This window comes from Klebsiella sp. K5-204 (genome assembly GCF_030128585.1).
In the GTDB taxonomy this organism is placed as follows: Bacteria; Pseudomonadota; Gammaproteobacteria; order Enterobacterales; family Enterobacteriaceae; genus Klebsiella; species Klebsiella quasipneumoniae.
Genome location: NZ_JAKUZS010000011.1, coordinates 20672 through 43866, shown reverse-complemented (window position 1 = coordinate 43866; position 23195 = coordinate 20672). Strand labels below are relative to the sequence as shown.

28 protein-coding genes are annotated in these 23195 nt (G+C 56.9%); 14 read left to right on the top strand and 14 right to left on the bottom strand.

Annotation, left to right across the window (positions count from 1 at the left end; all coding sequences use genetic code 11):
• The first annotated feature begins 105 nt into the window (after positions 1 to 105).
• Entirely contained in the window at positions 106 to 1539 is a 1434-nt protein-coding gene (gene dacB, locus MKR05_RS23895) for a serine-type D-Ala-D-Ala carboxypeptidase (protein WP_023291122.1), read from the top strand.
• A gap of 52 nt (positions 1540 to 1591) precedes the next feature.
• Here the strand turns inward: dacB and cgtA are convergent, their stop codons facing one another.
• The 4 genes from cgtA to rplU form a co-directional block, all read right to left on the bottom strand.
• Positions 1592 to 2770, bottom strand: coding sequence for an Obg family GTPase CgtA (gene cgtA, locus MKR05_RS23890; RefSeq protein WP_004206186.1), 1179 nt, complete (start codon positions 2768 to 2770; stop codon positions 1592 to 1594).
• A gap of 15 nt (positions 2771 to 2785) precedes the next feature.
• Positions 2786 to 3751 carry a DMT family transporter gene (locus MKR05_RS23885; protein ID WP_004206187.1) on the bottom strand — a complete coding sequence of 322 codons (966 nt, stop codon included), beginning with the start codon at positions 3749 to 3751 and terminating at the stop codon, positions 2786 to 2788.
• A gap of 93 nt (positions 3752 to 3844) precedes the next feature.
• Complete coding sequence (gene rpmA / locus MKR05_RS23880; RefSeq protein WP_002434222.1) at positions 3845 to 4102, bottom strand: 50S ribosomal protein L27; 258 nt, start codon at positions 4100 to 4102, stop codon at positions 3845 to 3847.
• Positions 4103 to 4122: 20 nt separating this feature from the next.
• Positions 4123 to 4434, bottom strand: a complete 312-nt coding sequence (gene rplU, locus MKR05_RS23875) for a 50S ribosomal protein L21 (protein ID WP_002918379.1) — start codon at positions 4432 to 4434, stop codon at positions 4123 to 4125.
• Between the two features lie 260 nt (positions 4435 to 4694).
• Between rplU and ispB the strand changes: the two genes are divergently transcribed.
• Positions 4695 to 5666, top strand: coding sequence for an octaprenyl diphosphate synthase (ispB, locus tag MKR05_RS23870; RefSeq protein ID WP_023291123.1), 972 nt, complete (start codon positions 4695 to 4697; stop codon positions 5664 to 5666).
• Positions 5667 to 5863: 197 nt separating this feature from the next.
• Entirely contained in the window at positions 5864 to 6136 is a 273-nt protein-coding gene (gene sfsB / locus MKR05_RS23865) for a DNA-binding transcriptional regulator SfsB (protein ID WP_004206189.1), read from the top strand.
• Positions 6137 to 6190: 54 nt separating this feature from the next.
• On the opposite strand, the gene murA is transcribed toward sfsB, so the two are convergent.
• The 7 genes from murA to mlaF form a co-directional block, all read right to left on the bottom strand.
• Positions 6191 to 7450: a UDP-N-acetylglucosamine 1-carboxyvinyltransferase gene (gene murA / locus MKR05_RS23860; RefSeq protein WP_023291124.1), complete on the bottom strand. Its 1260-nt coding sequence runs from the start codon at positions 7448 to 7450 to the stop codon at positions 6191 to 6193.
• A gap of 53 nt (positions 7451 to 7503) precedes the next feature.
• Positions 7504 to 7758, bottom strand: a complete 255-nt coding sequence (gene ibaG, locus MKR05_RS23855; RefSeq protein WP_004144910.1) for a BolA family iron metabolism protein IbaG — start codon at positions 7756 to 7758, stop codon at positions 7504 to 7506.
• A gap of 136 nt (positions 7759 to 7894) precedes the next feature.
• Positions 7895 to 8185 (bottom strand): lipid asymmetry maintenance protein MlaB, encoded by a 291-nt coding sequence (gene mlaB, locus MKR05_RS23850; RefSeq protein ID WP_023291125.1) that lies wholly within the window; start codon positions 8183 to 8185, stop codon positions 7895 to 7897.
• A complete protein-coding gene (gene mlaC, locus MKR05_RS23845; protein WP_023291126.1) occupies positions 8185 to 8820 on the bottom strand; it encodes a phospholipid-binding protein MlaC in 636 nt (211 codons plus the stop codon). Before mlaC ends, mlaB begins: the two co-directional genes overlap by 1 nt.
• Positions 8821 to 8838: 18 nt before the next feature.
• Complete coding sequence (mlaD, locus tag MKR05_RS23840) at positions 8839 to 9390, bottom strand: outer membrane lipid asymmetry maintenance protein MlaD (RefSeq protein ID WP_004206195.1); 552 nt, start codon at positions 9388 to 9390, stop codon at positions 8839 to 8841.
• A 4-nt stretch (positions 9391 to 9394) separates the two neighbouring features.
• The gene (gene mlaE / locus MKR05_RS23835; RefSeq protein WP_004150949.1) at positions 9395 to 10177 is read right to left on the bottom strand and encodes a lipid asymmetry maintenance ABC transporter permease subunit MlaE; all 783 of its coding nucleotides are present in this window, start codon (positions 10175 to 10177) and stop codon (positions 9395 to 9397) included.
• Positions 10178 to 10184: 7 nt separating this feature from the next.
• Positions 10185 to 10997 (bottom strand): phospholipid ABC transporter ATP-binding protein MlaF, encoded by an 813-nt coding sequence (mlaF, locus tag MKR05_RS23830; RefSeq protein WP_004206196.1) that lies wholly within the window; start codon positions 10995 to 10997, stop codon positions 10185 to 10187.
• Between the two features lie 209 nt (positions 10998 to 11206).
• On the opposite strand from mlaF, the gene MKR05_RS23825 reads away from it, so the two are divergent.
• From MKR05_RS23825 to npr, 11 genes are all read left to right on the top strand, one after another.
• Complete coding sequence (locus MKR05_RS23825; RefSeq protein WP_044524837.1) at positions 11207 to 12184, top strand: calcium/sodium antiporter; 978 nt, start codon at positions 11207 to 11209, stop codon at positions 12182 to 12184.
• The gene (kdsD, locus tag MKR05_RS23820; protein WP_407067379.1) at positions 12181 to 13185 is read left to right on the top strand and encodes an arabinose-5-phosphate isomerase KdsD; all 1005 of its coding nucleotides are present in this window, start codon (positions 12181 to 12183) and stop codon (positions 13183 to 13185) included. Before MKR05_RS23825 ends, kdsD begins: the two co-directional genes overlap by 4 nt.
• A gap of 14 nt (positions 13186 to 13199) precedes the next feature.
• Positions 13200 to 13766 (top strand): 3-deoxy-manno-octulosonate-8-phosphatase KdsC, encoded by a 567-nt coding sequence (gene kdsC / locus MKR05_RS23815; protein WP_023291129.1) that lies wholly within the window; start codon positions 13200 to 13202, stop codon positions 13764 to 13766.
• On the top strand, positions 13763 to 14338 hold the full coding sequence (lptC, locus tag MKR05_RS23810; protein ID WP_002918413.1) for an LPS export ABC transporter periplasmic protein LptC: 576 nt from the start codon (positions 13763 to 13765) through the stop codon (positions 14336 to 14338). Before kdsC ends, lptC begins: the two co-directional genes overlap by 4 nt.
• Entirely contained in the window at positions 14307 to 14852 is a 546-nt protein-coding gene (lptA, locus tag MKR05_RS23805; RefSeq protein WP_002918415.1) for a lipopolysaccharide ABC transporter substrate-binding protein LptA, read from the top strand. Before lptC ends, lptA begins: the two co-directional genes overlap by 32 nt.
• A 6-nt stretch (positions 14853 to 14858) precedes the next feature.
• Positions 14859 to 15584 carry an LPS export ABC transporter ATP-binding protein gene (gene lptB / locus MKR05_RS23800; RefSeq protein ID WP_004206203.1) on the top strand — a complete coding sequence of 242 codons (726 nt, stop codon included), beginning with the start codon at positions 14859 to 14861 and terminating at the stop codon, positions 15582 to 15584.
• Positions 15585 to 15631: 47 nt separating this feature from the next.
• Positions 15632 to 17065, top strand: coding sequence for an RNA polymerase factor sigma-54 (gene rpoN / locus MKR05_RS23795; protein ID WP_004206204.1), 1434 nt, complete (start codon positions 15632 to 15634; stop codon positions 17063 to 17065).
• A gap of 22 nt (positions 17066 to 17087) precedes the next feature.
• Positions 17088 to 17375, top strand: coding sequence for a ribosome hibernation promoting factor (gene hpf / locus MKR05_RS23790; protein WP_004206206.1), 288 nt, complete (start codon positions 17088 to 17090; stop codon positions 17373 to 17375).
• A gap of 70 nt (positions 17376 to 17445) precedes the next feature.
• Positions 17446 to 17934, top strand: a complete 489-nt coding sequence (gene ptsN, locus MKR05_RS23785) for a PTS IIA-like nitrogen regulatory protein PtsN (RefSeq protein WP_004144926.1) — start codon at positions 17446 to 17448, stop codon at positions 17932 to 17934.
• A gap of 45 nt (positions 17935 to 17979) precedes the next feature.
• A complete protein-coding gene (gene rapZ, locus MKR05_RS23780; RefSeq protein ID WP_004206208.1) occupies positions 17980 to 18834 on the top strand; it encodes an RNase adapter RapZ in 855 nt (284 codons plus the stop codon).
• Positions 18831 to 19103: a PTS phosphocarrier protein NPr gene (gene npr, locus MKR05_RS23775; protein ID WP_002918431.1), complete on the top strand. Its 273-nt coding sequence runs from the start codon at positions 18831 to 18833 to the stop codon at positions 19101 to 19103. The genes rapZ and npr overlap by 4 nt, the downstream gene beginning before the upstream one ends.
• 63 nt (positions 19104 to 19166) lie before the next feature.
• Here npr and mtgA read toward each other — a convergent pair whose 3' ends face one another.
• From mtgA to arcB, 3 genes are all read right to left on the bottom strand, one after another.
• The gene (mtgA, locus tag MKR05_RS23770; protein WP_023291131.1) at positions 19167 to 19892 is read right to left on the bottom strand and encodes a monofunctional biosynthetic peptidoglycan transglycosylase; all 726 of its coding nucleotides are present in this window, start codon (positions 19890 to 19892) and stop codon (positions 19167 to 19169) included.
• Entirely contained in the window at positions 19889 to 20542 is a 654-nt protein-coding gene (gene elbB, locus MKR05_RS23765; protein ID WP_023291132.1) for an isoprenoid biosynthesis glyoxalase ElbB, read from the bottom strand. The genes mtgA and elbB overlap by 4 nt, the downstream gene beginning before the upstream one ends.
• 233 nt (positions 20543 to 20775) lie before the next feature.
• Positions 20776 to 23115: an aerobic respiration two-component sensor histidine kinase ArcB gene (gene arcB, locus MKR05_RS23760; RefSeq protein ID WP_032454177.1), complete on the bottom strand. Its 2340-nt coding sequence runs from the start codon at positions 23113 to 23115 to the stop codon at positions 20776 to 20778.
• Positions 23116 to 23195: the final 80 nt, after the last annotated feature.

Here is a 23195-nt window from a genome sequence, read left to right as displayed (position 1 = left end):
ATTTGATAGGTATTTTACCCCGAAGTTCATTATGGGTCATCGTTTACTTTACTGGGCGTTGCACCGTAGTATGACGGCCTGGCTTCAGGTTGTTAGCGCGAGATTATGCGATTTCCCAGATTTATCATCGGATTGACTGCCGGTATAGCGCTTAGCGCTCAGGCGGCGAATATTGACGAGTACATCACCCAGCTTCCCGCCGGTGCGAACCTTGCCTTTATGGCGCAAAAGGTCGGCGCATCGACGCCGGAAATCGACTATCACAGCCAGCAAATGGCGCTTCCGGCCAGTACGCAAAAGGTCATTACCGCGCTGGCGGCCCTGCTGCAGCTGGGTCCCGATTTTCGCTTCACCACCACGCTGGAAACCAAAGGCTCACTGGACGGCGGCGTGCTGAAAGGCGATCTGATCGCCCGCTTCGGCGGCGACCCGACGCTGAAGCGGCAGGATATTCGCAACATGGTGGCGACGCTGAAAAAAGCTGGCGTGCAGCGTATCGACGGCAATGTGCTTATCGATACCTCGGTCTTCGCCAGCCATGATAAAGCGCCGGGGTGGCCGTGGAACGACCTGACGCAATGCTTCAGCGCTCCGCCTGCGGCGGCGATTGTCGACCGCAACTGCTTCTCGGTCTCGCTGTATAGCGCGCAGAAGCCGGGCGATCTCGCCTTCATTCGCGTCGCCTCCTATTATCCGGTCACCATGTTCAGTCAGGTTCGCACCCTGGCGCGTGGCTCATCGGAAGCCCAGTATTGCGAACTGGACGTGGTGCCGGGCGACCTCAATCGCTATACCCTCACCGGCTGCCTGCCGCAGCGTAGCGAACCGCTGCCGCTGGCCTTCGCGATACAGGATGGCGCCAGCTACGCCGGGGCGATCCTTAAAGCGGAGCTGAAGCAGGCGGGGATCGCCTATAGCGGCACGCTGCTGCGTCAGACGTTGGCCAATGAGCCCGGCACGGTATTAGCCACCACCCAGTCGGCGCCGCTGCACGATCTGCTGCGGATCATGCTGAAGAAATCCGACAACATGATTGCGGATACCGTTTTTCGTACCATCGGTCATGCCCGGTTCGGCGTACCAGGGACCTGGCGGGCAGGATCCGATGCCGTACGTCAGATCCTGCGTCAACAGGCTGGGGTTGATCTCGGCAACACCATCATCGCCGACGGCTCTGGCCTGTCGCGCCACAACCTGATCGCCCCGGCGACCATGATGCAGGTGTTGCAGTATATCGCCCAACACGACACCGAGCTCAACTTCATCTCTATGCTGCCGCTGGCGGGCCATGACGGCTCGCTGCAGTATCGCGCCGGCCTCCATCAGGCGGGCGTCGATGGCAAAGTCTCGGCGAAAACCGGGTCGCTGCAGGGGGTTTATAACCTTGCGGGCTTCATCACTACCGCCAGCGGGCAAAAGGTGGCCTTCGTGCAATACCTCTCCGGCTACGCCGTGGAGCCAGCCGATCAGCGTAACCGCCGCATACCGTTGGTGCGCTTTGAAAGCCGGCTTTATAAAGATTTGTACCAGAACAACTAAAAACAAAAGGGCCGCATCAGATGCGGCCCTTTTTGATCCAGAGAAGTCAGGATTAACGTTTGTAGATGAATTCAACGCCTTCTTCGTCGTCTTCGTCCCAGTCGTCATCCCAGTCTTCGTCATCTTCCACTTCGGCTTCGGCCTCTTCAAGCTGCTGACGGTGATAGTCGTCCCACATAAACTCGACTTTCTCCGGCTTCTGCTCTTCTTCCGCCTGCACGATGGGGTTTTCGATGATGAAGGTCATCACGTCCCAGCACAGATCTTTTACGCCCTGCTGGCTGGCGGCGGAGATCAGGTAGAATTTCTCTTCCCAACCCAGCGCTTCAGCAATCGCCTTCGCTTTAGCTTCGGCTTCCGCTTTGTCCATCAGGTCAATCTTGTTAAAGACTAACCAGCGCGGTTTGGAGGCCAGCTTCTCGCTGTATTTCTCCAGCTCGCCGATGATGATGCGCGCGTTCTCAACCGGATCGGAACCGTCGATAGGCTCGATGTCGATCAGGTGCAGCAATACGCGGCAGCGCTCAAGGTGCTTGAGGAAGCGGATGCCGAGGCCTGCGCCTTCCGCTGCGCCTTCAATCAGCCCCGGGATATCGGCGACCACAAAGCTCTTCTCATTGTCCATACGCACCACGCCCAGGCTTGGCACCAGGGTGGTAAACGGATAGTCAGCCACTTTCGGCTTGGCGGCGGAGACCGCACGGATAAAGGTGGATTTACCGGCGTTCGGCATCCCCAGCATTCCGACGTCCGCCAGCAGCATCAGCTCCAGCTGCAGGTCGCGCTTATCACCCGGCGTACCCATGGTCTTCTGACGCGGCGTACGGTTAACGGATGATTTAAAACGGGTGTTGCCCAGACCGTGCCAGCCGCCCTTCGCCACCATCAGACGCTGACCGTGTTTGGTCATATCGCCCATGGTCTCGCCGGTGCCCTGGTCGATAACCCGGGTCCCGACCGGCACTTTTACCGTCACGTCTTTACCACGCTTACCGGTACAGTCGCGGCTCTGGCCATTCTGCCCGCGTTCGGCGCGGAAAGATTTTTCAAAACGGTAGTCGATCAGGGTATTCAGGTTCTCGTCCGCTTCCAGCCAGACATCGCCGCCGTCACCGCCATCGCCGCCGTCCGGGCCGCCTTTCGGAATATATTTTTCGCGGCGGAAGCTTACGCAACCATTGCCGCCGTCACCTGCTACGACCAGGATCGTTGCTTCATCTACAAACTTCATTTTACTCTCCGTAAATCATTCGCCTGAGCGGGGCAGCGGTACTACCGCCTCTCGCTTACGCCAACGTCCCCAAAGACGATGACCGATGGCGGAATACATCGCGCCCGCAACCACGACAAACGCACCGAGATAACCAATCAGGTTTAACATCGGTCTGGCGAAAACATCGGGCCAGGCCATTGATAATAAATCAGAAAACAGTAGCGTAAACAGTGGCGTCAAGGTGATTAACGCGCTGACCTGCGCCGCCTGCCAGCGCGCCATGGCTTCCGCCAGCGCCCCGTAGCCGACCAGGGTATTCAGCCCGCAAAAAATCAGGCATGCCAGTTGCCAGCTGCTTAACCGGGATATCACCCCAGGCTCAGCGAGCGGCAGTAATGCAATCGTACATAAAGTGTACAGCAAAAATAGTATCTGCTGTGATGCCAGACGGCGCAATAACACCTTTTGCGCGACGCCGTAGCTTACCCACACCGTGGCGGCAGCAACGCCGAAAATTACCCCCCACGTGTAGTCCGTCAGGCGGGTAAAGATTTCAATCAGGCTGGTGTTGAAGAACATCACCAACCCGCTGAGCAGCATCAACGCGCCCACCACCTGGGTGCCGCGCATACGCTCTTTCAGAATCACGACGCTAGCCACCATCATGCCTACCGGCGATAGCTGGCCGATGACCTGAGAAGCCGTGGGGCTGAGATACTGCAGGGAAGAACTGAACAGGATGAAGTTACCGAACAGGCCGCCGGTGGCAATCGCTAATAAGACCAGCCAGCGCGGCTTGCGAAAAATTCGCAGCGGCGGCAGTTTGCCTTTGATTGCGAGGATCGCGCCAAGACCAATACTGGCCATCAGGAAGCGATAAAACACCACCGTTGGCGGCGCCATCACCTCAAGAACCTGCTTCATTGCAATCGGCAACGCTCCCCAACACATCGCGGTGGTAAGCGCCAGAATAATGCCAATCCCAGCCTGCTGCTTCATGCCTGTTTCCCTGCAAAAATTTTCCGGTAGACGAATGTAAAAAGCCCCGCAACGTGTTGCGGGGCTTTCATCCGTTACCGGGACGCGAAAAACTTATTCAGCAACGATGCTGATGAATTTACGGTTTTTCGGGCCTTTAACTTCGAACTTGACTTTACCGTCAGTCAAAGCGAACAGAGTGTGGTCACGGCCGCAACCAACGTTGGTGCCAGCGTGGAATTTGGTACCACGTTGACGAACGATGATGCTACCTGCCAGAACTGCTTCACCGCCGAAACGTTTTACGCCCAGACGTTTAGCTTCTGAATCGCGACCGTTACGAGTCGAGCCGCCAGCCTTTTTATGTGCCATTTAAATCTACTCCTCAGGTCTTAGGCGCTGATGCCAGTGATTTTCACATCAGTGAACCACTGACGATGGCCCTGCTGCTTACGATAGTGTTTACGACGACGAAACTTAACGATTTTAACTTTCTCGCCACGACCGTGAGCAACAACTTCAGCTTTGATTACGCCGCCCTCAACGAAAGGAACGCCGATCTTGATTTCTTCACCGTTTGCGATCATCAGCACTTCAGCGAACTCAACAGCTTCGCCAGTTGCGATGTCCAGCTTTTCCAGGCGAACGGTCTGACCTTCGCTTACTCGGTGTTGTTTACCACCACTTTGGAAAACCGCGTACATATAAAACTCCGCTTCCGCGCACCTCTTCGTGTGATTCAGAGTGCGCTATAAATATTCACAATAGGGCGCGAATATTACGCAAAACGCGAGCCTTTGACAAGAGCGATTAGCGATCAATGCAGAAAAAAAACACAACTTTCACGACAACGTTTATCTACGGCAATTTTTCAGTACAATCATAACTTCTTTTAATTCTGTCTTAATCCTTCTGTGATCCCACCTGGATTCATGGTAACAGGACATTTGGCCCGGCTTTTGCGATGAATTTAGAAAAAATCAATGAGTTAACCGCGCAAGATATGGCGGGTGTCAATGCGACGATTCTTGAGCAACTCAACTCCGATGTTCAGCTTATCAATCAGTTAGGCTATTACATCGTCAGCGGCGGCGGCAAACGCATTCGCCCGATGATTGCTGTGCTCGCCGCCCGCGCGGTGGGCTATCAGGGGAGCGCGCATGTCACCATTGCTGCGCTGATTGAATTTATTCATACCGCCACCCTGCTGCATGACGACGTCGTCGATGAGTCTGATATGCGTCGCGGCAAAGCCACGGCAAATGCGGCGTTTGGCAATGCCGCCAGCGTGCTGGTCGGCGATTTTATCTATACCCGCGCCTTTCAGATGATGACCCAGTTGGGCTCGCTGAAGATCCTCGAGGTCATGTCGGAAGCGGTGAACGTCATTGCCGAAGGCGAAGTGCTGCAGCTGATGAACGTCAATGACCCGGATATCACGGAAGAGAACTACATGCGCGTCATCTACAGCAAGACGGCGCGTCTGTTTGAGGCTGCCTCGCAGTGTGCGGGATTACTGGCCGACTGCACTGCGGAAGAAGAGCGCGCGTTGCAGGATTATGGCCGCTATCTCGGCACCGCTTTCCAGCTGATCGACGATTTACTCGATTACAGCTCCGACGGAGAGCGGCTTGGTAAAAACGTCGGTGATGACCTCAACGAAGGCAAACCGACGCTACCGCTGCTGCACGCCATGCACCATGGTACAGCCGATCAATCGGCGATGATCCGCGGGGCAATCGAGCAGGGCAACGGCCGCCATCTGCTGGATGCCGTCCTGGAAACGATGGCTGCCTGCGGTTCGCTGGAGTGGACGCAGAAACGTGCCGAAGAAGAAGCTGACAAAGCGATTGCCGCGCTGCAGGTTCTCCCTGACACCCCCTGGCGTGAAGCCTTGATCGGGCTGGCGCATATCGCGGTTCAGCGCGATCATTAATCCCCTCCCCCTTCCCGCGCAATGCGCGGGAAAGTTCCAGTAAAAACCCATTCCCTACCGTAAATTTCCGGATACCTTGATACATTCTGAATATTTCGGCGCTTTAACAGAACTTGTTAGAACCTTACCTGGTGCGCGGGTATAGTGTCCCCGTCGCCCATATGGGCCGATCAGGATCTTTATCACCAGGAGAATTTATGGATAAGTTCATCGACTGGCATCCCGCAGATATTGTTGCGGGATTACGTAAACGGGGAACATCGCTGGCGGCAGAGTCGCGACGGCACGGTCTGAGTTCTTCAACGCTGGCGAACGCCCTGACCCGCCCCTGGCCGAAAGGCGAATTAATCATCGCCACGGCGCTGGATACACAGCCGTGGGTCATCTGGCCGTCACGCTACCATGATCCGGTAACGCATGAGTTTATCGACAGAACGCAGATGATGCGTCAAAAGAAGATGGACAAGTGATGTGATTGTTCGACAAGGACCCGGGATAGACGCCCGGGCCCTGACAGGATGCGGTTACTCGCCTTTCACGCGCTGAATATTGGCACCCAGCGCCTGCAGTTTGTCTTCGATACGCTCATAGCCACGATCGATATGATAGATGCGATCGACGATGGTGGTTCCCTCAGCGATACAACCTGCCAGCACGAGGCTCGCCGAGGCACGCAAATCGGTCGCCATCACCTGCGCGCCCGAAAGCTGCTCCACGCCGTGACAGATCGCGGTATTGCTCTCGATCTCCGCGTGGGCGCCCATACGGATCAGTTCCGGAATGTGCATAAAGCGGTTTTCAAAGATCGTTTCGGTGATCACGCCGGTCCCTTCCGCGACCAGGTTAAGCAGCGTGAACTGGGCCTGCATATCGGTCGGGAAGCCCGGATGCGGCGCGGTACGCACGTTAACCGCTTTCGGACGGTTGCCGTGCATATCAAGGCTGATCCAGTCTTCGCCCGTTTCGATGTCCGCTCCGGCGTCGCGCAGCTTCGCCAGTACGGCGTCCAGGGTATCTGGTTGCGCGTGACGGCAGAGGATCTTGCCGCCGGAAATGGCTGCGGCAACCAGGAAGGTCCCGGTTTCAATACGGTCCGGCAGCACGCGGTAAACGCCGCCGCCCAGACGCTGCACGCCTTCGATGGTGATGCGATCGGTGCCCTGGCCGCTGATTTTTGCGCCCAGCGCGTTAAGGAAGTTCGCGGTATCGACGATCTCCGGCTCGCGAGCGGCGTTTTCGATAATCGTCGTCCCCTCGGCGAGGGTCGCTGCGCTCATGATAGTGACAGTGGCGCCGACGCTCACTTTATCCATCACGATATGCGCGCCTTTCAAACGACCATTGACCGAGGCTTTAACATAACCTTCTTCCAGTTTGATCTCGGCGCCCAGCTGTTCCAGCCCGCTAATATGCAGATCGACCGGACGCGCGCCGATGGCGCAGCCGCCAGGCAGAGAAACTTGTCCCTGACCGAAACGCGCCACCAGCGGGCCCAGCGCCCAGATGGAGGCGCGCATGGTTTTCACCAGATCGTACGGAGCACAGAATACATCGACCGGGCCGGCGTCAATCCACACCGAACCATTGCGCTCTACCTTCGCGCCCAGCTGACTCAGCAGCTTCATGGTGGTATCGATGTCTTTCAGCTTAGGTACGTTCTGGATCTCTACCGGCTCTTCGGCAAGCAGCGCGGAAAAGAGGATTGGCAGGGCGGCGTTTTTTGCACCGGAGATGGTGACTTCGCCCTGAAGGCGAGTCGGCCCCTGAACACGGAATTTATCCATTGATTCTGTTCTCTATTAAAAATTCACATACGCTGCAGGGGATCCCCCACAGCTTAGAAGCCATTTAGTTTGCGGTCTCGCGCCCACTCCTGCGGAGTAAAGGCCTTGATCGACAGCGCATGGATGCGGTTGTCAGCAATATATTCCATCAGCGGCGCGTAGACGCTCTGCTGCTTTTTAACCCGACTCATGCCATCGAACATCTCACCCACAGCAATAACCTGAAAGTGGCTGCCATCGCCAGAGACGTGGACTTCCTGGAGGGGGAGTGCGTTCATCAGCACGGTCTGAATTTCATGATTTTCCATGGGCTCAAATTTATCTGATAGTGAAAACAGCCCAACATCTTAGAGGAAAGTGGCGCGGTCTTAAACAAGCAAAAAGCCCCGGCGAAAAGATTGCCGGGGCTTTCGGAATAGCTTCAGCGCTAAGGCACTGAAAAGATTATGGGATCATATCGGCAGGCAGGTTGTAAAGACCGACCAGCGTTTGCAGATTTTCGCTCTTGCCGATCAGCTGCGCTTCCCGGCCCTGGCGGCGAATCAGCGCGACAAAATGCACTAACAGCGCCAGGCCCGCCGTGTCCACGCGCGTGGTCTGGCTGAGATCGATGATCGCTGTCCCCGCCGTCGCCTGGGCGCGTGCCTCCCAGAGCGGGACCAGCAGATCCTGATCCAGCTCTCCGTGCAGCGCCAGCGTCTCGCCATCACGAGTCCAGCTCAGCTGCCCGCTCATTATTTTTTCTGTTCCAGGGTGATCGGCTGAGCGGAGATCGCTTTCAGCTGCGCGGTCAGGCCATCAACGCCCTTGGTACGCAGCAGATCGCTCCACTCATTTTGTTTGGTGGTGATCATGCTGACCCCTTCCGCGATCATATCGTAGGCCTGCCAGTTGCCGGTCTGGGTGTTTTTACGCCACTGGAAGTCGAGACGTACCGGCGGACGGCCATTCGGGTCGAGGATGGTGACGCGGATCGGAATGATGGTCGCGCTGCCCAGCGGCTGTTCCGGGGCAATCTGGTAGGTCTGACCATGGTACATGGCCAGCGCCTGGCCATAGGCCTGCTTCAGGTATTCACGGAAGGCGGCAAAATAGGCTTCACGCTGCGCCGGGGTGGCTTCTTTGTAATAGCGGCCCAGCACCAGCGCGCCGGCATACTTCACCTGCACATACGGCAGAAGCTCCTGGTCGACGATGTCGCGCAGATAGTTAGGGTTGGCCTTGATCTTCGGCTGTTCATTCTTCAGGCGATCGAAGGTTTTCTGCGCCGCTTCATTCATCAGCTTATACGGATTGGACTGGTCTGCCGCCTGGACCGCGGTCAGCGGGGCAATCACCAGCATGGCGACCATGAGTAAGCGTTTAAACATATCGTATTTCTCCTGAAATTAATGCGTCGTGCCGGCTGCCGGCGTCGCGTCAGTATGACCTTCTGCCTCGGCCTTATCATTGCCAGAATTCTGATTGTCGCCGCCCTTGCTGTTATAAAGGAACTGACCAATCAGATCTTCCAGCACCATGGCGGACTTGGTGTCCTGGATAGTACCGCCGTCTTTAAGGATAGTCGTCCCGAGGTCCGGGTCTTCAAAACCGACGTTCAGCGCCAGATACTGCTCGCCCAGCAGGCCAGAGGTGCGGATCGCCAGCGAACTGGTATCGGGGATATGGTTGTAGCGCTCATCAATATCGAGCTCCACGCGCGGCAGATAGGTTTTCGGGTCGAGAGTGATGTCCGCCACGCGGCCAACAACCACACCGCCGATGCGCACCGGCGAGCGCGCTTTCAGGCCGCCGATATTATCGAAGGTCGCGTAAAGACGGTAAGTCGGCTCGGTACGTAACGAGGTGACGTTTGCCGCCTTCAGGCAGACAAACAGCGCCGCCAGCAGCGCCACCAGTAAGAACACCCCTACCCAGATTTCATTTTTTTTCGTTTGCATGAACTCAATTCCCAAACATCAGCGCAGTCAGCACAAAATCCAGCCCCAGAACCGCCAGCGACGCATGCACCACGGTGCGCGTAGTCGCCCGGCTAATCCCGGCGGAAGTGGGGATAGCGTCATAACCATTGAATAACGCAATCCAGGTTACCGTAATGGCGAATACCAGGCTCTTAATCAGGCAGTTCACCAGATCCATTCGCCAGTCGACGGCATTTTGCATCGCGGTCCAGAAAAAACCACCGTCAATGCCCTTCCAGCTCACGCCCACCAGCGCGCCACCCCAGATCCCCACCGCGACGAAGATAATCGTCAGCAACGGCAGCGAAATGACGCCGGCCCAGAAACGGGGAGAAATGACGCGGCGCAGCGGATCCACAGCCATCATCTCCATACTGGAGAGCTGTTCCGTGGCCCGCATCAGGCCAATCTCGGCGGTCAGCGCCGACCCGGCGCGACCGGCAAACAGCAGCGCGGCGACCACCGGCCCCAGCTCGCGCAGCAGCGACAGCGCCACCAGCATGCCAAGACTGGTCTCTGCGCTGTAGGTGGTTAAGACCAGATAACCCTGCAGCCCGAGCACCATACCGATAAACAGGCCCGATACAATGATAATCAGCATCGACAGAACGCCGACGTTGTAGAGTTGACGAACCAGCAGCGGCGCGTGCTTGCGAAACTCTGGTTTGCCGACAACGGCGTTAAACAGCATTAATCCGGCGCGTCCGAAGGTCGCGGTGGTTTTAATACCGCGATGGCCTAGCGCGGCCAGCGCATTAAACAGCATCAGTCGCTCAACTCCCTATGCCTAATAAATCATGGTGATAGTCGCCAGCCGGATAACGGAACGGCACCGGGCCGTCGGCAATACCATCAATGAACTGACGAACCCGAGGGTCGGCATTCTCCCGTAGCGACTGGGCGCTGCCGTGGGCGACAATCTTTTTATCCGCCACGATATACGCATAGTCCGCGATGCTCAGCACCTCAGGCACATCGTGCGAAACCACGATGCAGGTGACGCCCAGCGTGCTGTTGAGTTCAGAAATCAGCTTCACCAGCACGCCCATGGTGATGGGATCCTGCCCGACGAACGGTTCGTCGAACATAATGAGATCCGGCTCCAGGGCGATGGCCCTCGCCAGGGCGGCGCGGCGCGCCATGCCGCCGGAAAGCTCGGAGGGCATTAACTTCGCCGCACCGCGCAGCCCCACCGCCTCCAGCTTCATCATCACCGTCGTATGCAGCAGCGCAGGCGGCAGATGCGTATGTTCGCGCAGCGGGTAGGCGACGTTGTCAAAAACATTGAGGTCGGTAAACAGCGCCCCAGACTGGAACAGCATGCTCATCCGCTTACGCACCGTGTACAGACGTGAACGGGTCATCTGCGGCACGTTCTCGCCATCGAACAGGATCTCTCCCCTGTCCGGCGGGATCTGTCCGCCGATCAGGCGTAACAGGGTAGTCTTGCCGATCCCCGAAGGTCCCATAATCGCAGTAATTTTACCGCGCGGCACCGACAGCGAGATGTCGTCGAAGATCACGCGATCGCCGCGAGAAAAGCGGATACCGCGCACTTCAACTAAATTCGCCTGAGTTTGGCTCATAAAATCATCCTTACTAAGCACCTGATGGGCAAGCATCGCCCTTTCTTACGCCACAATCACAACATTTTTACAGAATCTTACCTGCACAGGTTAGCGAAAGCTGGCATTTGTTTTACTTTTGGCACGCATAAAGTCAAAATTAAGAATTCGTTACGCTGCGTAGGGATAACCCAGCGAGGCGACGATTATACCTGAAGAAAGGACTTTAGATGCTCTTAGCGACGGCTCTGTTAATTATTGGTTTATTGCTGGTTGTCTACAGCGCCGATCGTCTGGTCTATGCCGCCTCCATCCTTTGTCGCATGTTGGGGATCCCGCCGCTGATCATCGGTATGACGGTGGTGAGTATTGGCACCAGCCTGCCAGAGATCATGGTTTCCACCGCGGCCTCGCTGCATGGGCAGACCGATCTGGCGGTGGGCACCGCGCTCGGCTCCAATATCACCAATATTCTCCTGATCCTCGGTCTGGCTGCCTTACTCAGGCCATTTACCGTGCATTCTGATATTCTGCGCCGCGAATTACCGCTAATGTTGCTGGTCAGCGTGCTGGCGGGGCTGGTGCTCTATGATGGTCAACTGTCCCGTCTCGACGGCCTGTTTTTACTGGCGCTGGCGCTGCTATGGCTGCTGTTCACCATCAAGATCGCCCGTCTGGCGGAACGCCAGGGAAGCGATAGCCTGACCCGCGAACAGCTGGCGGAACTGCCGCGTGAAGGGTCGCTGCCGGTCGCTCTGCTGTGGTTAGGGGTGGCGATGATCGTCATGCCGATGGCCACCCGCATGGTGGTGGATAACAGCACGGTGCTGGCAAACTATTTTGCCATCAGCGAACTGACCGTCGGCCTGACGGTAGTGGCGATAGGCACCAGCCTGCCGGAGCTGGCCACCGCCATCGCCGGGGCGCGCAAAGGGGAAGATGACATTGCCATCGGCAATATCATCGGCGCGAATATCCTCAATATTGCGCTGGTGCTGGGTTTGCCGGCGCTGATCGCGCCGGGAGCCTTTGCGGCGGAAGCCTTTACCCGCGACTATGGCGTGATGTTGCTGGTCAGCCTGATCTTCGCGGTGCTGTGCTGGCGCCGTAGGCAGCAGCCGGGACGACTGGTTGGCGCGCTGCTGGTCAGTGGTTTTGTGGTTTGGTTGGCGATGCTGTTCTGGACAGCGCCGCTCTTCGTTGAATGACTCAGGATAACATCATGTCGCAAATAGATTTGCCCACGGATTTTGACTTTCAACAGGCCGGCCGTCAGGTGCTGGAAATTGAACGTGAAGGTCTGGCCCAGCTCGATCAATATATAAATGAAGATTTCACCCGCGCCTGCGAAACGATTTTCCGCTGCGGCGGGAAAGTCGTGGTGATGGGGATGGGCAAATCCGGCCATATCGGCCGCAAAATGGCGGCAACCTTCGCCAGTACCGGCACGTCGGCATTTTTTGTCCACCCTGGCGAAGCCGCGCACGGCGATTTGGGCATGGTTACGCCGCAGGACGTGGTGATTGCGCTGTCGAACTCCGGCGAATCGAACGAAATCCTCGCGCTGATCCCGGTCCTGAAACGCCAGCAGGTGAAGCTTATCTGCATCACCAGCCGGCCTGAAAGCAGCATGGCGCGCGCGGCGGATATCCATCTGTGCGTGAAAGTGCCGAAAGAGGCTTGTCCATTAGGGCTGGCCCCCACCTCCAGCACCACCGCCGCGCTGGTGATGGGCGATGCCCTCGCCGTCGCCCTGCTGGAGGCTCGCGGCTTTACCGCTGAGGATTTCGCTCTCTCGCATCCGGGCGGCGCACTCGGTCGTAAGCTGTTGCTGCGCGTCAATGATATTATGCATACCGGTGATGAGATCCCGCACGTCGGCCTGCAGGCCACCCTGCGCGATGCGCTGCTGGAAATCACTCGTAAAAATTTAGGTATGACCGCTATCTGCGATGACGACATGAACATCATCGGTATCTTTACCGACGGTGACCTGCGCCGGGTCTTCGACACCGGCGTCGATATGCGCGATGCCAGCATTGCCGACGTCATGACCCGGGGAGGGATCCGCATCCGGCCCGGCACCCTGGCGGTGGATGCGCTAAACCTGATGCAATCCCGTCATATCACCTGCGTGCTGGTTGCCGATGGCGACCATCTGCTGGGTGTGGTACATATGCACGATCTCCTGCGCGCGGGCGTAGTGTAAGTAAGGAAAAAATAATGAATAATGCTGATGCTCAGTTAGCGACCTGCTATGGGCCGGTAAGCCAGACGTTTCTCGATCGCGCGGCTAAGATCCGTCTACTGATCCTCGATGTCGACGGTGTATTATCCGACGGGCTTATCTATATGGGTAATCACGGCGAGGAGCTGAAAGCGTTCAACGTCCGCGATGGCTATGGTATCCGCTGCGCGCTGACCTCTGGCATTGAAGTGGCGATTATTACCGGACGAAAAGCTAAACTGGTAGAAGATCGCTGTCAGACGCTGGGCATTACGCATTTGTATCAGGGGCAGTCGGACAAGCTGCTGGCGTTCCGCGATCTCATTGACAAACTGAGCGTGCGGCCAGAGGAAGTCGCCTACATCGGCGACGATCTGATTGACTGGCCGGTGATGGCCGAAGTGGGCCTCAGCGTCGCCGTCGCGGATGCGCATCCGCTGCTGCTGCCGCGCGCCGATTACATCACCCGGATTAATGGCGGACGCGGCGCGGTACGCGAAGTCTGCGATTTGTTACTATTGGCGCAGGGCAAGCTGGATGAGGCCAAAGGGCAATCAATATGAGTAAAACCAGACGTTGGGTTATCATTTTACTGTCGCTGCTTGCGCTGATCCTCATCGGCCTGAATCTGGCGAATACGGACGACACGGCCCAGCCGGAGGTCAATCCCAACGACCCGACGTATAAAAGCGAACACACTGACACCGTGGTGTACAGTCCGGAAGGCGCCCTGAGCTATCGGCTGATCGCCGAGCACGTGGAGTATTTTTCCGATCAGGAGGTCTCCTGGTTTACCAAACCGGTGATGACCACCTTTGATACCAATAAGGTGCCGACCTGGTCAGTCAGGGCTGATAAAGCGAAGCTGACAAATGACCGGATGCTCTATCTTTACGGGCACGTTGAGGTGAATGCGCTCGCGCCAGACTCTCAACTGCGCAAAATTACGACGGATAACGCCCAGATAAATCTGGTAACGCAGGACGTTACCTCCGATGACATGGTGACGTTATACGGCACCACATTTAATTCCAGCGGCCTGAAAATGCGTGGAAACCTTCGCAGCAAAAATGCCGAGCTGATTGAAAAGGTGAGAACCTCTTATGAAATTCAGAACAAACAAACTCAGCCTTAAGATTGCGCTCGCCGGCGCGTTACTGGCCGCCAGCCTGCCGGCCCTCGCCAAGACGGGCGATACCGATCAGCCGATCCATATCGAATCCGATCAGCAGTCGCTGGATATGCAGGGCAACGTCGTCACCTTCACCGGTAACGTGGTCGTGACTCAGGGGACGATCAAGATTAACGCTGATAAAGTGGTAGTCACCCGTCCGGGCAATGAAAAAGGCAAAGAGGTGATCGAAGGTTTCGGTAACCCGGCCACCTTCTACCAGATGCAGGATAACGGCAAACCGGTAAAAGGCCGGGCGTCGAAAATGCGCTATGAGCTGCAGAACGATTACGTCGTGCTGACCGGCAACGCGTACCTTGAACAGCTCGACAGCAACATCAAGGGCGACAAGATCACCTATCTGGTGAAAGAGCAAAAAATGCAGGCCTTCAGCGACAAAGGTCGACGCGTCACCACCGTTCTGGTGCCGTCCGAGCTGCAGGACAAAAGCGGCAACCAGCAAAAGAAGAGTAACTAATCCGTTATGGCAACCTTAACTGCGAAGAATCTCGCTAAAGCGTATAAAGGCCGCCGCGTGGTGGAAGATGTCAGTCTCACCGTTAACTCGGGGGAGATTGTCGGCTTGCTCGGCCCCAACGGCGCCGGTAAAACCACCACCTTCTACATGGTGGTCGGGATTGTGCCGCGCGACGCGGGCAATATCATCATTGATGACGAAGACATCAGCCTGCTGCCGCTGCACGCGCGCGCGCGCCGGGGGATCGGCTATCTGCCGCAGGAAGCCTCGATTTTCCGTCGCCTGAGCGTCTATGACAACCTGATGGCGGTTCTGCAGATCCGTGACGATTTGAGCAGCGAACAGCGGGAAGATCGCGCCAAAGAGCTGATGGAAGAGTTTCATATTGAGCACCTGCGCGACAGCCTCGGTCAGGCGCTCTCCGGTGGCGAACGCCGCCGCGTCGAAATCGCTCGCGCGCTGGCGGCAAACCCGAAATTTATTCTTCTGGATGAACCCTTTGCCGGCGTGGATCCGATCTCGGTTATCGATATCAAACGCATCATTGAGCATTTGCGCGACAGCGGCCTCGGCGTACTGATTACCGATCATAACGTCAGAGAGACGCTCGCCGTCTGCGAACGCGCGTATATTGTCAGTCAGGGACACCTTATCGCTCATGGTACACCGCAGCAGATCCTCGAAGATGAGCAGGTTAAGCGCGTGTATCTTGGGGAAGACTTCAGACTCTGATAGGGTAGAGGTTACAGACGTTTTAGCCGGAGATATTTACCCTGAACATGAAGCAAGGTTTGCAATTAAGGCTTAGCCAACAGCTTGCCATGACGCCGCAGCTGCAGCAGGCGATTCGTTTGCTGCAGTTGTCCACGTTAGAACTCCAGCAAGAGCTCCAGCAAGCGCTGGAAAGTAACCCGTTGCTTGAGCAAACCGATCTTCACGACGAGGTAGAGGCGAAAGAGGTGGAGGACCGCGAGTCTCTCGATACCGTCGACGCGCTTGAGCAAAAAGAGATGCCCGACGAGCTTCCTCTCGATGCCAGCTGGGATGAAATCTATACCGCCGGTACGCCGTCAGGCAACGGCGTGGACTATCAGGACGACGAACTCCCCGTTTATCAAGGCGAGACCACCCAGACGCTGCAGGATTACCTGATGTGGCAGGTCGAGCTGACGCCCTTCACCGATACCGACCGCGCCATCGCCACCTCCATTGTCGACGCCGTCGACGATACGGGCTACCTCACCGTTCAGATTGAAGATATCGTCGACAGCATCGGCGATGAGGAGATCGGCCTCGAAGAAGTGGAAGCCGTCCTGAAGCGCATCCAGCGTTTCGATCCGGTTGGCGTCGCGGCGAAAGATCTGCGCGACTGCCTGCTGATCCAGCTCTCGCAGTTCGCCAAAGAGACGCCATGGCTGGAAGAGGCCCGGCTGATTATCAGCGATCATCTCGATCTTCTGGCCAACCATGATTTCCGCACCCTGATGCGGGTGACCCGCCTGAAAGAAGAGGTGCTGAAAGAGGCGGTAAATCTGATCCAGTCCCTGGATCCCCGTCCTGGCCAGTCCATTCAAACCAGCGAACCGGAATATGTCATTCCCGACGTGCTGGTGCGCAAGGTCAGCGGCCGCTGGACCGTGGAGCTCAACGCCGACAGCATTCCACGGCTGAAAATTAATCAGCAGTATGCGGCAATGGGCAACAGCGCCCGCAATGACGCCGACGGCCAGTTCATTCGCAGCAATCTTCAGGAAGCCCGCTGGCTGATCAAAAGTCTTGAAAGCCGCAACGATACCCTGCTTCGCGTCAGCCGCTGCATCGTAGAACAGCAGCAGGCTTTTTTCGAACAGGGTGAAGAGTATATGAAGCCGATGGTGCTGGCCGATATCGCCCAGGCCGTCGAGATGCATGAATCGACAATTTCCCGTGTCACCACGCAAAAATATCTGCACAGTCCGCGCGGTATTTTTGAACTGAAGTATTTCTTCTCCAGCCATGTTAATACCGAAGGCGGTGGCGAAGCCTCGTCGACGGCGATTCGCGCGCTGGTGAAGAAACTCATCGCCGCGGAAAACCCCGCGAAGCCGTTGAGCGACAGTAAGCTCACCTCCATGTTGTCCGAGCAGGGTATCATGGTCGCGCGCCGCACTGTCGCGAAGTACAGAGAGTCTTTATCCATCCCGCCGTCAAACCAGCGTAAACAACTGGTCTGACACAACCGATAAGGAAGACACTATGCAGCTCAACATTACAGGACACAACGTCGAGATCACTCCCGCGATGCGCGACTTCGTCACGGCGAAGTTCAGCAAGCTGGAACAATTTTTCGACCGGATCAATCAGGTCTATATTGTGTTAAAAGTAGAGAAAGTGACGCAAATTGCGGACGCGAATCTGCATGTCAACGGTGGCGAAATCCATGCCAGTGCGGAAGGGCAGGATATGTATGCGGCTGTCGATGGTCTTATCGACAAGCTGGCAAGGCAGTTAACGAAGCATAAAGATAAACTAAAACAACACTAATTGTCCGGGCCCCCCTGCGTCCGCCGTCAGTTAACATCGGCGACGGGCGCGGGGGCGCTCAGGTGAAATTATGATGAACAACGATTCGGCTCTACAACTGAGCAACGTCCTGAACCAGGAATGTACCCGTAGCCAGGTTCACTGCCAGAGCAAGAAGCGTGCTCTGGAAATCATTAGCGAACTGGCCGCCAAACAGTTAAGTTTGCCGCCGCAGGTGGTGTTCGAAGCGATCCTCACCCGCGAAAAAATGGGCAGTACCGGGATTGGCAATGGTATCGCCATTCCCCACGGAAAACTGGAAGAGGATACGCTGCGTGCTGTCGGCGTTTTTGTCCAGCTGGAAACCCCCATCGCCTTCGACGCGATCGACAATCAGCCTGTCGACCTGCTGTTCGCGCTGCTGGTGCCGGCCGATCAGACAAAAACCCACCTGCATACGCTCTCCCTGGTGGCCAAACGGCTGGCCGACAAAGCGATTTGTCGTCGCCTGCGCGCGGCGCAGAGCGATGAAGAGTTGTATGAGATCATCACCGAAGCAGGAAGCAGCGATGACGCATAACGGCAGTCGCACCTTATCCTTTATCGTACTGAGGAGAAACGGTACATGGTACTGATGATCGTCAGCGGCCGCTCGGGCTCGGGTAAATCCGTCGCTCTGCGAGCGCTGGAAGATATGGGCTTTTACTGCGTGGATAACCTGCCGGTCGTGCTGCTGCCCGATCTGGCACGGTCGCTGGCTGACCGCAATATTTCGGCGGCCGTCAGCATCGACGTGCGGAACATGCCGGAATCACCGGAGATCTTCGAGCAGGCCATGAAAAACCTGCCGGAGTGCTTTTCGCCGCAGCTGCTGTTTCTCGATGCCGATCGCAACACGCTGATCCGTCGATACAGCGACACCCGTCGCCTGCATCCGCTGTCGAGCAAGAATTTGTCGCTGGAAAGCGCCATCGACGAAGAGAGCGATCTGCTGGAGCCCCTGCGCTCGCGGGCCGACCTGATTGTCGATACCTCGGAGATGTCGGTTCACGAGCTGGCGGAAATGTTGCGCACCCGGCTGCTGGGTAAACGTGAACGCGAACTGACCATGGTCTTCGAATCCTTCGGCTTTAAGCACGGTATCCCGATCGATGCCGATTACGTCTTTGACGTGCGCTTTCTGCCAAACCCGCACTGGGATCCGAAGCTGCGTCCTATGACCGGTCTGGATAAACCGGTGGCCGCCTTCCTCGATCGGCACACCGAAGTGCACAACTTTATTTACCAGACCCGGAGCTATCTTGAGCTATGGTTACCGATGCTGGAGACCAACAATCGCAGCTATCTGACGGTGGCCATTGGCTGTACCGGCGGTAAACATCGTTCGGTTTATATTGCTGAACAACTGGCTGACTACTTCCGCTCGCGCGGCAAAAACGTACAGTCTCGTCATCGGACGCTGGAAAAACGTAAATCATGACCGTAAAGCAGACCGTTGAAATCACCAATAAGCTGGGCATGCACGCCCGCCCGGCGATGAAGCTGTTCGAACTAATGCAGAATTTCGATGCCGAGGTGTTGCTACGCAATGATGAAGGCACGGAGGCGGAAGCCAACAGCGTCATTGCCCTGCTGATGCTGGACTCGGCGAAAGGACGGCAGATAGAGGTGGAGGCCAGCGGTCCGCAGGAAGTGGAAGCCCTCGCCGCGGTGATTGCCCTGTTTAATGCCGGGTTTGACGAAGATTAAACGTGATGCTTCCCGGCGACGGACGACTGGCGACTGTACCAGCCCCGGCGCCGGATTAACCCGCTAATAGAGCTTATGCTCACGCATGAACCCTTCCCCACCCAGCTGTCGCATCTGACGTAAGATCCAGGCCTGGCGGTTGCGCACATAGCCCGAAGGCGCGTCGGCGCGATAGCGGATCGGGTTTGGCAGCACCGCGGCCAGCAGAGCCGCTTCCCCCGGCGTCAACTGGCTGGCGGGCTTATGAAAATAGCGCTGGGCGGCCGCTTCCACACCAAAAATCCCATCGCCAAACTCGGCAATATTCAGGTAGACGGTCAGGATCCGCTTTTTACTCCACACGGTTTCCATGCCGACGGTCAACCCGGCTTCCAGCCCCTTGCGCAGCCAGCTACGTCCATCCCACAGAAACAGATTTTTCGCCGTCTGCTGCGACAGCGTTGATGCGCCGCGAATGCGGGTATCGTGACGCTCATTGTGCGCCAGCGCCTTTTCTATCGCCGGGACGTCAAACCCCCAGTGTTCCGGGAACTTCTGATCTTCGGCGGCAATCACCGCCAGCCCCATCCACGGGGAGATGTTATCCATGGCGACCCAGTCGGAGTGCGCCAGATAGTGGACATCTCCGGACAGCCAGGCGCTAACCTGCCGCTCAAGCATGACCGCCGAAAAGGGCACCGGCAGCACGCTAAACAGCGCGATCCCCCCGCCCCAGAAGACGGCGGCGATCAGCAGCAGACGCAGCGCCAATCGTTTAAGCAGCGCGAAGGGCGCAATGCGGAGCTTCATGCGCTCAGCGCCAGCACGCGGGCGACCAGTTTTTCGATCCCGGTAGCGGCTTGAGCAATATTCTCCGCCAGCATATACGCCGGAGTGGTAACCACTTTGTTCTCTTCATCCACCACGATGTCGTCGACCGGGCAAGGCACATGCTCCGCCCCCATCTCCTCCACCACATCGGCGGTGTCGAGATCGGTCCCGATAGTCATCCGCAGCGGAAACGCAAAGATCTTCGGCAGCAGCGCCGGAGCGATGCACATAAAGCCCAGCGGCTTGCCGGCCTGATGCATCGCCAGCGTCAGGGCCCGCAGGTCGCGGTCCACCTCGCATTCGCTGCCCTCGGCGGCGAAGCTGCTTAAGTTTTTCGCCGCGCCGAAGCCGCCGGGGACGATCAGCGCGTCCAGCGTCTCCTCACGCGCCTGCGCCAGCGGCAGGATGTCGCCGCGGGCGATGCGCGCCGCTTCAACCAGCACGTTGCGTTGCTCGGTCAACGGTTCGCCCGTCAGATGGTTGATGACGTCGCGCTGCGGTTTATCGGGCGCAAAGCAGACCGCCTGCGCGCCGTTGCGCGCGATCGCCAGCAGGGTAATCACTGCCTCATGAATTTCACTGCCGTCGTACACGCCGCAGCCGCTCAGTACCACACCAATTTTTTTCATCGCCTTCGCTCCTCCATGCAACTCGCTGAAACCAGTCAAAAATGTCGATTTACTCGCTATGCTTCACATATTTTACTGATTCATGTAACAAATTAGTTAAGCTTTGCTATCTTAATGAGCGAGCAATCCACTTCTCAGGTTGCGCCACGTAACAACATCACTCAAATCACACTGGCTCAACCACCAGTTCCCTGGTGTTGGCGCAGTATTCGCGCACCCCGGTCTGTCCGGGGTCATTTTTTCCCGGCCTTCGCCACCCACGCCTTCAGAACCGCCACGTCGTTTTGCCACTCGGATTTCATCTCTTCAACCCATTCAGCGACATTATCAGACCAGGCAGGCAGGTCCGGCGTCTGGATCTGCTGACCCAGCTGCTGGATGTGGCGCAGGCCAATAGAGCCCGCAGCCCCTTTGATCTTATGCCCCTCTTCAACGATCCCTTTTTGATCCCGGGCGGTGAGATTAGACTCAAGGACGGACATATAGCCCGGCATCATCTTTTCAAATACCGCGAGGCCATCGTTGATAAGCTTCGGTCCCACCAGTTCGATATATTGCTCCAGCATATCGGTATCCAGCACCGCGTCGGCTTTATGCCGATCGGCCGCCGGCGCTTCCTGCGCCTCCTCTTCCGGCGCATCCCAGAATTTTTTAATCATGGCCGTCAGCGCCGGCACCGATAGCGGCTTGCTCAGCACATCGTCCATGCCGGCATCCAGATACTCTTTCTTATTCTTCAGCACGTTGGCGGTCAGGGCCACCAGCGGCGGCAGCTCATCCGCGGCAAAATTCTGTTTTAGCTGACGAGAAATATCCAGTCCCGTCATATCCGGCAGCTGGATATCCAGCAGCACCAGGTCGTACTCGCCAGGCTCAAACATCTCCAGCGCGGCTTTGCCGGTCATCGCGACATCCACGCTGTTGCCCAGCTTTTCCAGCACCGAGCGCGCCACAATGACGTTGAGCTCAATATCTTCCACCAGCAGCACGTTGAGCGCCGGTAATGGCATGTCGTCTTCCGCCAGCGTATCTTCCACTTCTTCCGCAATGGCAGGCGCATGGACGGTGAGCGTAAAGGTCGCCCCTTTACCCGGCTGGCTGGTGACGCTGATATCGCCGCCCATATTGCGCGCCAGGCGACGCGATACGGCAAGGCCAATCCCGGTGCCGGTGGCGGGTTTGCCGCCGTGGCTGTCTTTGACCTGGTAATACATGGCGAATATTTTGTCCTGCTCCGCTTCAGGAATACCAATCCCGGAGTCTTCCACTTCAAAGTGCAGGATATCGCCTTCGTCATAGCGCACGCGGACATTCACCCCTCCGCCCTGTGGGGTAAACTTCACGGCGTTGCTGATAAGATTCCACAGGATCTGCCGCAGGCGGGTGCCATCGGTGATCACCTTGTGCGGCAGCGGCAGGCTCGGCTCCAGCACAAAGCGCAGTCCCTTCTGCTGCGCCTGCAGACCGGAAAGGTTTTCCAGGTCGGCAAGGAAGCTGGTGAAGTCCACCGGCTGGTTATCGAGCTGCACCTTACGGCGCTCCATTTTATCCATGTCGATAATATCATTGAAGATATTCCCCAGCGTCACCGCTGAGACATGGATGGTTTTCAGGTATTTTTCCTGCTCGCTGGTCAGTTCGGTATCCAGCAAAATTCGGCTCAGCCCGACAATCCCGTTCAGCGGGGTACGCAGCTCATGGCTGATGGTGGAGATGAAGGTGGTTTTATCCCGGCTGGCGCGTTCGAGGGCGTCCTGATAGCGTTTTCGTTCGGTGATATCGCGTCCGAAGCCCATCAGACCACGACGCTTACCGACGCGATCGTAGTACGGGACCTTGCGGATTTCGAAGCACGCTTTACGACCATCGGGATAGTCCAGCCACTGCTCATAGGTCAGCGATACATTGTGGCGGAACACCTTCTCATCGGTTTCCAACACCTTTTCCGCCGCCTCTTCGCTATAGACATCCTGCGGTTTGAGGTGGATCAGCTGTTTCTCGCTTTTGCCGGTCAGCAGCTCCATCGCCCGGTTACAGCCGGAAAACTCTTTATCCTCATTGCGGTAGAAGACCAGGTCCGGGGAGGCATCGAGGAAAGAGCGCAGAAAGGAGGATTGCTGTTCGAGCTGGATCTGCGTCTCTTCACGCTCTTTCATCTCGATCTTCAGCTGCTCGAGGGTGGTCTCACGCTCGGCTTCCGCCTTTTCACGTTCGCCAATCTCCTGATTCAACTGCGCGATATTGTCTTTCAGCTGCACGTTCAGCTTCAGATCGCGCTCACGCATCTCCTCCAGTTTCTCCACCAGCCGCGAAAGACGCTGGCGGGACTCTTCAAGCTGCTCCACCACCACCGAGAGAAAATAGACCGCCCACGGGGTGATCAGCAGACCGAAGAAGATAGAGCGGATAACGTCGATGCTTTCAACCTGGCCATGCAGCACCATGGTGACCGCCATCTGTACCACGATGGCCAGCACCACCAGCGCAAGTGCCAACAGCATTGAAAAGCGGACCAGACCCAGCTTCATCATCAGGTCGACATAATACTGCGCCAGCATACGAATTTGCTTCATAAGGGATTCCTTCACGACAACTCCGCACAATAATACTCAATTCTGAGCAATGCGCTGTAAGTTGTGCAAAAAATGCGGGA